At 64.5% G+C, this 9,439-nt stretch carries 7 protein-coding genes; 2 read left to right on the top strand and 5 right to left on the bottom strand.

Annotated features, from left to right (window positions below):
• Window positions 1-89 precede the first annotated feature (89 nt).
• The 3 genes from preA to hydA form a co-directional block, all read right to left on the bottom strand.
• A complete protein-coding gene (gene preA, locus APH33_RS22335; RefSeq protein ID WP_054887223.1) occupies window positions 90-1,364 on the bottom strand; it encodes an NAD-dependent dihydropyrimidine dehydrogenase subunit PreA in 1,275 nt (424 codons plus the stop codon).
• The gene (locus tag APH33_RS22330; protein WP_054887222.1) at window positions 1,365-2,732 is read right to left on the bottom strand and encodes an NAD(P)-dependent oxidoreductase; all 1,368 of its coding nucleotides are present in this window, start codon (window positions 2,730-2,732) and stop codon (window positions 1,365-1,367) included.
• A gap of 125 nt (window positions 2,733-2,857) precedes the next feature.
• Entirely contained in the window at window positions 2,858-4,297 is a 1,440-nt protein-coding gene (gene hydA / locus APH33_RS22325; protein WP_054887221.1) for a dihydropyrimidinase, read from the bottom strand.
• 618 nt (window positions 4,298-4,915) lie between these two features.
• Here hydA and APH33_RS22320 point away from each other — a divergent pair.
• Window positions 4,916-6,415, top strand: a complete 1,500-nt coding sequence (locus APH33_RS22320; RefSeq protein WP_054887220.1) for an NCS1 family nucleobase:cation symporter-1 — start codon at window positions 4,916-4,918, stop codon at window positions 6,413-6,415.
• Window positions 6,416-6,426: 11 nt separating this feature from the next.
• Window positions 6,427-7,710 (top strand): Zn-dependent hydrolase, encoded by a 1,284-nt coding sequence (locus APH33_RS22315; RefSeq protein WP_054887219.1) that lies wholly within the window; start codon window positions 6,427-6,429, stop codon window positions 7,708-7,710.
• Between the two features lie 39 nt (window positions 7,711-7,749).
• On the opposite strand, the gene APH33_RS22310 is transcribed toward APH33_RS22315, so the two are convergent.
• Together APH33_RS22310 and APH33_RS22305 are read right to left on the bottom strand one after the other, a co-directional pair.
• Window positions 7,750-8,712 (bottom strand): MBL fold metallo-hydrolase, encoded by a 963-nt coding sequence (locus tag APH33_RS22310; protein ID WP_054887218.1) that lies wholly within the window; start codon window positions 8,710-8,712, stop codon window positions 7,750-7,752.
• 60 nt (window positions 8,713-8,772) lie between these two features.
• Window positions 8,773-9,336 (bottom strand): lipocalin family protein, encoded by a 564-nt coding sequence (locus tag APH33_RS22305; protein ID WP_082433680.1) that lies wholly within the window; start codon window positions 9,334-9,336, stop codon window positions 8,773-8,775.
• Window positions 9,337-9,439 lie beyond the last annotated feature (103 nt).

Here is a 9,439-nt window from a genome sequence, read left to right as displayed (position 1 = left end):
TTCCGCGCCGACCTTGAGGATTGCGAGTAACCTGTGGGAGCGGGCGTGCCCGCGAAGGGCTGCGAAGCAGCCCCATCGATCTAGAGTACTCAGCTGGCCTCACGGTAGGGGTTGCGCGGATCCTGGGTCCAGTTCAGGTAAGGCTTGCCGGTATCCTGCGCCACCATCTCGATGCAGTTCTCCACCGGGCAGGTGATCTGGCACAGGTTGCAGCCCACGCATTCGTCCTCGATCACGCTGTAGGCATGCGTCCCATCAACTTTCAGGGTGCTGGCAATCGCCTGGTGCGAGGTATCCTCGCAGGCGATGTGGCAGCGCCCGCAACCGATGCACGCCTGCTGGTCGATCTGCGCCACCGACTTGTAGTTGATGTCCAGGTACTTCCAGTCGGTGGTATGCCCCACGGCCTGCCCGCAGAAGGCTTGCAGGCTGCGGTGGCCGTGCTGGTCCATCCAGCGCGCAAGGCCATCTTTCATGTCTTCGACAATGCGGAAGCCATGCAGCATCGCCGCCGTGCACACTTGCACCGCACCGCTGCCCAGGGCGATGAACTCGGCGGCATCGCGCCAGTTGCCGATCCCGCCGATGCCGCAGATCGGCAAGCCGCGGGTTTCCGGGTCGCGGGCGATCTCGGCGACCATGTTCAGGGCGATCGGCTTGACCGCCGAGCCGCAGTAACCGCCGTGGGTGCTCTGGTCGCCGACGATGGGGTGGGCGACCATGCGGTCAAGGTCGACGCTGGTGATCGAGTTGATGGTGTTGATCAGCGACACGGCATCGGCGCCACCGCGGTGGGCGGCCCGGGCCGACTGGCGAATGTCGGTGATGTTCGGCGTGAGCTTGACGATCACCGGCAGCGAGCAGTGCATCTTGCACCAGCGGGTGACCATCTCGACGTATTCCGGCACCTGGCCGACCGCCGCGCCCATGCCGCGCTCAGGCATGCCGTGCGGGCAGCCGAAGTTCAGCTCGATGCCATCGGCGCCGGTGGCTTCCACCAGCGGCAGGATGAATTTCCACGACGCCTCCACGCACGGCACCATCAGCGACACGATCAGAGCGCGGTCGGGCCAGTCCTTCTTCACCTGGGTGATTTCCCGCAGGTTGATCTCCAGCGAGCGGTCGGTGATCAGTTCGATGTTGTTGATGCCCTGCACCTGGCGATTGGGCCCGTAGTGCGCCGAATACCGTGACGACACGTTGACCGCAGCCGGGTCCTCGCCCAGGGTCTTCCAGACCACGCCGCCCCAGCCGGCCTCGAAGGCGCGGACGACGTTGTAGGCCTTGTCGGTCGGCGGCGCGGAAGCCAGCCAGAAAGGGTTGGGCGCCTTGATGCCGGCGAATTCGATGGACAGGTCGGCCATTTACGCTGCCTCCACGTTGAGCATGAGTTGGGCATGGATGGCTTCGGCGGCCAGCTTGCCGTGTTGCACGGCCTGGACGGTGAGGTCCTGGCCCAGGGCGGTGCAGTCGCCACCGGCGTACACGCCCGGGAGGCTGGTGCGCAGGTTTTCGTCGACGCGGATGCGTTCGCCGTCTCGCGCCAGTTGTGCGGCAACCGGGTCGCCGAGGCTGGCGTCGTCGAAGCGCTGGCCGATGGCTTTGAAGATGGCATCAGCAGCCAGTTCATAGGTCTCGCCCGTGTCGCGCAGGCGGCCGTCGGCCAGTTCGGTGCGCATGAAGCGCATGCCACGCACGCGGCCGTGGTCATCGAGCAGTACGCCGTCGGGGCGGGCCCAGGTGTGCAGGCGCACCTGGTTGGCCTTGGCGATGTCCTGCTCATGGCCGGTAGCGCCCATGTCGGGGTAACCGCGGCGGTACACCAGGTTGACGTCGCGGGCGCCCAGCCGGCTCATCTGCACGGCCATGTCGATGGCGGTGTTGCCGGCGCCGATCACCAGGCAGCGGTCGGCCAGCGGCAGTTGCGCCAGGTCGTCGGCCTGGCGCAGTTCGCGGATGTAGGCCGTGGCGGCGAGCAGGCCGGGGGCTTGTTCGTCATCCAGGCCAAGCTCGCGCACGGCGTTCAGGCCCAGGCCGAGGAACACCGCGTCGAACTGCTCGCGCAACTCGCCCAGGCCAAGGTTGGCGCCCAGGCGCTGGCCGTGGCGGATCTCGATACCACCGATGCCGAGCAGGAATTCCACTTCGCGCTGGGCGTAATCGTCCACCAGTTTGTAGCGGGCGATGCCGTATTCGTTGAGGCCTCCGGCCTTTTCGCTGGCTTCGAACACCACTACGTCATGGCCGTGCATGGCCAGGCGGTGGGCGCACGACAGCCCGGCAGGGCCGGCGCCGACCACGGCAATGCGCTTGCCGGTAGCCGGCGAACGTTTGAACGGGTGCTCGCTGAACTGGGCATTGTCCAAGGCGTAGCGCTGCAACTGGCCGATCAGCACCGGGGCGCATTCTTGAGCATTGTTGCGCACGCAGGCTTGTTGGCAGAGGATCTCGGTGGGACACACGCGGGCGCAGCTGCCGCCGAGGATATTGGCCGACAGGATGCGCTCGGCGGCGCCTTGCAGGTTCTCGTCGCTGATGCGGTGGATGAACGACGGAATGTCGATTTCGCTCGGGCAGGCGTTAACGCAGGGGGCGTCGTAGCAGTACAGGCAGCGGGCGCTTTCGACGGCTGCCTGGCGGGCGGTGAGGGGTGGGGCCAGGTCGGTGAAGCGCTCGGCCAGCTGGTCGCTGCCGGCGCGCGGGCGCGGCAGATGGTTCAGGGCATCGATCACGGTTGTAGCCTCTCTTTTTTTATGGATGCAGACGAGCGGAATCGCGTTGGATTCTGGGGGTGCTTTGCACCCCTTTCGCGGCGCAAGGCCGCTCCCACAGGGGCTGCGCAGCAGCCCCGATGGCCTCAGCGCTGAACGGGGGTCGGGCGCTGTTGCTCGGCGCGTCGGCCCAGCACCTCGTACACCGAGGGATAGGCCGGGCGCTCCACGTAACGACCGGCGCCAGGCTCGGCGCGCAGGTCGCCATCGGCCCAGAGCACCTTGCCCTGGCTGATGGTGTGGCTGGGGATGCCGCGCACTGTGCGGCCTTCGAAAATGTTGAAGTCGACCCGCTGGTGGTGGGTCTGGGCGGAAATCGTGCGCGTGCCCTGCGGGTCCCACAGCACCAGGTCGGCGTCGGCGCCGACGCGGATGGCACCCTTGCGCGGGAACAGGTTGAAAATCTTCGCGGTGTTGGTCGAAGTCAGGGCGACGAACTCGTGCATCGACAGGCGCCCGCTGTTGACCCCGGCATCCCACAACACTGCCATGCGGTCCTCGATGCCGGCCGTGCCGTTGGGGATGCGGCTGAAGTCGTTGCGGCCCATGGCCTTCTGCTCGGCGCAGAAGCAGCAGTGGTCGGTGGCGGTGGTGTGCAGGTTGCCCGATTGCAGGCCACGCCACAGGGCCTCCTGATGCTCGCGTGGGCGGAATGGCGGGCTCATCACATAACCGGCGGCGGTTGCCCAGTCCGGGTTGCGGTAGACGCTGTCATCGATCAGCAGGTGGCCCGGCAGCACTTCACCGTACACCGGCTGGCCCTTGGCCCGCGCGTAGGTGATTTCGTCCAGCGCTTCACGGCTGGAGATGTGCACCACGTACAACGGCGTACCAATGGTTTCGGCAATGCGGATGGCGCGGCTGGCGGCTTCGCCTTCGACTTGCGAAGGGCGCGACAGCGGGTGCGCTTCCGGCCCGGTCAGGCCCTGGGCCAGCAGTTTTTGTTGCAGGTGGTAGACCAGCTCGCCGTTCTCGGCATGTACCGTGGGCACGGCGCCCAGTTGCAGGCAGCGCTCGAAACTGGCTACCAGCGTGTCGTCGGCCGCCATGATGGCGTTCTTGTAGGCCATGAAGTGCTTGAAACTGTTGACCCCGTGCTGGCTGACCAGCTCGCCCATTTCTTCGGCGACCTGTTCGCTCCACCAGGTGATGGCAACGTGGAAACCGTAGTCGCAGGCACTCTTCTGCGCCCAGCCGCGCCAGGTGTGGAAGGCCTCGAGCAGTGACTGCTGCGGGTTGGGGATGACGAAATCGATGATCGAGGTGGTGCCACCGGCCAGCCCTGCGGCGGTGCCGCTGAAGAAGTCCTCGCTAGCGACCGTGCCCATGAAGGGCAACTGCATGTGGGTGTGCGGGTCGATGCCGCCGGGCATCAGGTACTGGCCGCTGCCGTCGAGGATCTCGCAGTCGGCAGGGGCTTCGAGGCCTTTGCCGATGGCGCGGATCTGGCCGTCGACACACAGGACATCGGCGAGATAGCTCTCTTCATGGGTAACCACGGTGGCGCCACGGATCAACAGGGACATGCCGTCTTCCTCGCAGGCTGACCGGTCTGAGCCGGCTTTTGGAATTGTTATGCGCCAGTGGCTGAAGAAGGAGTTTTAATCCTGTCAGAACTGACAAGATTGGAATCTAGATGCAGTTTCAGGATTGTTCAAGAAAAAATTTTATATGCTTATATCTGTCTTATCTTATTGATAATAAAGGATAAATTTTTCAAATCCCCAAAATGGGGAGGCCTTTCACCATTTTGACGCACTTGACAAGAAGCCAAATTGGTCAAGATTTTCCATGCAAAATCAGCTGCTTGATTCCTGGCTTTGAGGCGCACGCCGCGCCGTTGAAAAAACAGGCTGCACCAGTTTGAAACCTGATGCAGGGGCCAGGGCCGGCCCAGAGTGGCGCAAGCGGCAGGCGAGGGAACCATCGTGCCCCCGCCTGCCGCGCAACAATGCTTTGCAGATCAGTTGATTACCTCCGGTCGGCGGCGGCCGGCCGGGTTGGCGCAGGCCAACCCGGCACGCAATTTGAGTACGGCCACAACCGCCAGGCCGGACCGGAGGAGCATTACTGGTGGTGTGTGTACTCCGGCCATCGCGTTAGCCCGATGAGCGAACAACTAGAAGAAATCTGGAGAAGGCCCCATGCAACAGAGCAGATCGGAAGTGATCGAGCAGGCAGGCCTGTTCGAGCTGTCCGCAGGCAGTGACGTCCTCGACAGCCCGCGTTATAACCACGACATCGCGCCGACCAAGGTGCACCAGCGCACCTGGAACAAATGGCACATCACCGCACTGTGGGTGGGCATGTCCATCTGCGTGCCGACCTACACCCTCGGCGGCGTGCTCACGGCCTACTTCGGCCTGAGCGTGGGTGAGGCGCTGCTGGCGATTCTGCTGGCCAACCTCATCGTGCTGATCCCGCTGACCCTCAATGCCTTCCCAGGCACCAAGTACGGCATCCCGTTCCCGGTGCTGCTGCGCTCGTCGTTCGGCATCCTCGGCTCCAACGTACCGTGCCTGATCCGTGCGGTGGTGGCCTGTGGCTGGTTCGGCATCCAGACGATGTTCGGCGGTTTGGCCATCCACCTGTTCCTTGGCTCGATCTTCGACGGCTGGAAGGCGCTGGGCGGCACTGGCGAGGTAATCGGGTTCATGATCTTCTGGGCGTTGAACCTGTGGGTGGTGCTGCGCGGCGCCGAGTCGATCAAGTGGCTTGAAACACTGTCGGCACCGCTATTGGTGGCGGTGGGTTTCGGCCTGCTGTTCTGGGCCTTGCCGCACATGTCGATGACTGAATTGCTGGCGCAGCCACCCAAGCGCCCGGAAGGGGCCAGCGTGGTCGGCTACTTCTGCGCCGGGCTTACCGCCATGGTCGGTTTCTGGGCCACGCTGTCACTGAACATTCCCGACTTCAGCCGCTACGCCAAGAGCCAGAAAGACCAGATCCTCGGGCAGATCTTCGGCCTGCCGCTGACCATGTTCCTGTTCGCCTCGCTGGGGGTGGTCATGACGGCAGCGTCCGCCTCGCTGGTGGGTGAGACGGTGTCCGACCCGGTCAGCCTGATCGGCAAGATTCATAGCCCTGGCTGGGTCGCGCTGGCCATGGCGCTGATCGTGGTCGCCACGCTGTCGACCAACACTGCCGCCAATATTGTCTCGCCGACCAACGACTTCCAGAACATCGCGCCGCGCCTGATCGGGCGCAGCCGCGCGGTGTGGCTGACCGGCTTCATCGGCCTGGCGCTGATGGGCCACGAGTTGCTGAAGAAGCTCGGCTGGATCGTTTCCGACCTGAGCCTGGAAAGCGTCTATTCCAACTGGTTGCTGGGTTACTCCAGCCTGCTCGGGCCGATCGCCGGGATCATGGTGGTGGACTACTTCCTGATCCGCCGCCAGCACCTGGACCTTGCCGGGCTGTACCGCGACGACGTGTACCCGGCATGGAACCGGGCGGGCTTCGCCGCCTTCGCCGTGCCGGTGGCGCTGACCGTGCTGGCCATCGGCAACAGCAGCTTCAGCTGGTTCTACGACTATGGCTGGTTCACCGGGTCGCTGCTGGGCGGGGCGCTGTACTACGCCCTGGGCGGCGTGGCGGTGCGCGGGCCGGCGATTGCGCCAGTACACACCAATAAAAATGCCTGAGGAGAAACACCATGAGCCAATCCCAGCATGTTCTGAAATCAACCGAGCGCCACGTCGACAGTGCACGTCTGTGGCAGTCGCTGATGGACCTTGCCCGCCTCGGCGCCACACCCAAGGGCGGCGTGTGCCGGCTGGCGCTCACCGACCTCGACCGCCAGGCTCGCGACCTGTTCGTGCAATGGACCGAGGCTGCCGGTTGCAGCGTCAGTGTCGATGCGGTGGGCAACATCTTCGCCCGTCGCCCAGGGCGCAACCCCAAGCTGCCACCGGTGATGACCGGCAGCCATATCGACACCCAGCCAACCGGCGGCAAGTTCGATGGTTGTTTTGGTGTGATGGCCGGACTGGAGGTGCTGCGCACCCTCAACGACCTGGGCATCGAGACCGAGGCACCGCTGGAAGTGGTGGTGTGGACCAACGAGGAGGGCTCGCGCTTTGCGCCTTGCATGATGGGCTCGGGTGTGTTCGCCGGCAAATTCACCTTGGAAGAAACCCTGGCCAAGCGCGACGCCCAAGGCGTTTCCGTCGGCGAAGCGCTGGACGCCATCGGCTATGCCGGCCAGCGTGCAGTGCTTGGCCACCCGGTGGGTGCCTACTTCGAAGCCCATATCGAACAGGGGCCGATCCTCGAGGACCAGGCCAAGACCATCGGTGTGGTGCTCGGCGCCCTGGGCCAGAAGTGGTTCGACCTGACCCTGCGCGGCGTCGAAGCCCATGCCGGGCCGACGCCGATGCACCTGCGCAAGGACGCCCTGGTGGGCGCCGCAGCCGTGGTCGAAGCGGTCAACCGCACCGCCCACGCGCATCAGCCTCACGCCTGCGGCACAGTCGGGTGCCTGCAGGCCTACCCCGGCTCGCGCAACGTGATCCCTGGCGAGGTGCGCATGACCTTGGACTTCCGTCACCTGGAGGGCGACCAGCTGCAAGCGATGATTGCCGATGTGCGCACGGTGATCGAGGCGACCTGTGCCAAGCATGGCTTGAGCCATGAACTGGTCCCCACGGCGGACTTCCCGGCGCTGTACTTCGACCGCGGTTGCGTCGATGCCGTACGCCAGTCGGCGCAGGCCCTGGGCTTGCCGCACATGGACATCGTCAGCGGGGCAGGGCATGACGCGATCTTCCTGGCCGAGCTTGGGCCGGCGGGGATGATCTTCGTGCCTTGCGAGAATGGCATCAGCCACAACGAGATCGAGAACGCCACGCCAGAGGACCTGGCGGCAGGATGTGCCGTGCTGCTGCGGGCCATGCTGGCGGCGTCGGAGGCGATCGCCAGCGGGCGCCTGGCGGCATAGCAATGCACTGAAAGGGGCCGCTTTGCGGCCCCGGCGATCTCAAGACTGAACGGCGACCAGGCACCCATCACGGTCGACATGGTAACGCTGCAGGTCCTGAGCCAAGGTCAGGTGCCCACTGTAGTGAGCCAACGCCTCATCCCGCACATCACCAATGCACGGGCTGCGCTTCGGATCCCCCTGGTACCGCGCACTGAAATGCGTCAGTACCAGATTGCGCACCCCTGCCGCTTCAGCGAACTGCGCCACCGCCGCCGCCGTACTATGCCCGAACGCGTTGCCACTGCGCTCGACGATGGGCTGGGTATAGGTCGCCTCATGCACCAGTACATCCGCGTCCTTGGCGACCTCGGCGAGCAATGCCGGGTTGTCGTTGTCGCCACAGACGATCACCCGCCGCGGCGGCCGAGAGGCTTTCAAATAGTCACGCGGTTCGAGCCGCTGCCCGTCAAGCTCGACCATCAGTCCCTTGGCCAGATCGCCCCACAACGGCCCACGCGGGACCCCTTCAGCCACCAAACGCTGAATGTCCAGGCGTGGTTCAGGGTTCAGTTCGGTGAACACGAAGCCCACGCTCGGCACCCGGTGCGACAGCTGCACGGTACTGACCTGGATGTGTTCGCTCTGCCACTGCCCCAGCCCCTCGACCGGCAACAAGCGCAGTTCGAACGGCAGGTGGGTTTCGCTGGCCGCCAGGCTCAGTCGCACCCAGTCCTGCAAAGCGGCGGGCAAGATCAGGTCCAGGGGTTCGCTGCGCCCGCCCATTGCGGCACTGGCCAACAGCCCCGGCAGGCCGAAACAATGGTCGCCATGCACATGGGTAATGAAGATGCCGCGCAGGTCGCGTACCGAGAGCGAACTGTGCAGCAGCTGGTGCTGCGTGCCTTCGCCGCAATCGACCAGGTACCAGTGTCTGCCGCTGGCTTCGATGACGGCGGTGGCGCTGACGTTGCGGGCTTTGGTGGGCACCCCGGAGGAGGTGCCCAGAAACTGCAGGTCCAATGCTTTGCTCCATGCTTGGGGGAGCCACACCTTAGACGGATTGCTGCAGGGCGTCGATGCTCAAGGCTCGGCGGGGGTGTCCTGCCGCCAGATCAGCTTGCTGGTGTCATAACCCTGCTTCTGGGCAATCGTCAGCAGCTGGTCACGCGTCTGGTCGGTAATTGCCGGCGTGCGCGACAGCAGCCACAGGTATTCGCGGTTGGGGTGGCCAACCATTGCCACGCGGTAGTCCTTGTCGTGGTACAGCACCCAGTATTCACCCTTGGTCAGCCCCGGCGCCAGGCGGCTGAACCAGTTATCGAAGCGCACCCAGAGCTTATCGGTCCGGCCTGGCACCTGGGCTTCGGCAATACCACGGGCTTCGTTCAAGGTGCCGTCTTTTTCCTTGCAGCGGTTGGTCACGTCGATACGGCCATCTTCGCGCAAGCCGTAATGGGCTTCGGACTGCACACAGTTGCGCTGGAAGAACATCGGCAGGCGTGCAAGCTCGTACCAGGTGCCCTGGTAGCGTTGCAGGTCGACCTGTTCGGTGGTCGGCGGGGTGTGGTGATCGTCGTTGGAACCGACGCAGCCCATCAGGGCCACGGTCATGCAGGAAAGCATCAGGGCCGTGCGCATCGCCATGGCAAATCTCCTGTCAGCGGGTGTGAGTGTTGCTTATGGTTGGATGCGGGCGAGGTGTAAAAGTTGTATTGGTTGTTCCTGGCTTAAGTTATTTGGCGCCTGT

This window comes from Pseudomonas sp. NBRC 111130, from assembly GCF_001320485.1.
Classification (GTDB): Bacteria; Pseudomonadota; Gammaproteobacteria; order Pseudomonadales; family Pseudomonadaceae; genus Aquipseudomonas; species Aquipseudomonas vlassakiae.
This window is presented reverse-complemented; position numbering and strand designations above follow the sequence as displayed.

Excerpts from the sequence above, each read along its gene's own strand:
- preA (WP_054887223.1), bottom strand. The coding sequence starts at position 1,364 with ATGGCCGACCTGTCCATCGAATTCGCCGGCATCAAGGCGCCCAACCCT.
- hydA (WP_054887221.1), bottom strand. The coding sequence starts at position 4,297 with ATGTCCCTGTTGATCCGTGGCGCCACCGTGGTTACCCATGAAGAGAGC.
- APH33_RS22320 (WP_054887220.1), top strand. The coding sequence starts at position 4,916 with ATGCAACAGAGCAGATCGGAAGTGATCGAGCAGGCAGGCCTGTTCGAG.
- APH33_RS22315 (WP_054887219.1), top strand. The coding sequence starts at position 6,427 with ATGAGCCAATCCCAGCATGTTCTGAAATCAACCGAGCGCCACGTCGAC.
- APH33_RS22305 (WP_082433680.1), bottom strand. The coding sequence starts at position 9,336 with ATGGCGATGCGCACGGCCCTGATGCTTTCCTGCATGACCGTGGCCCTG.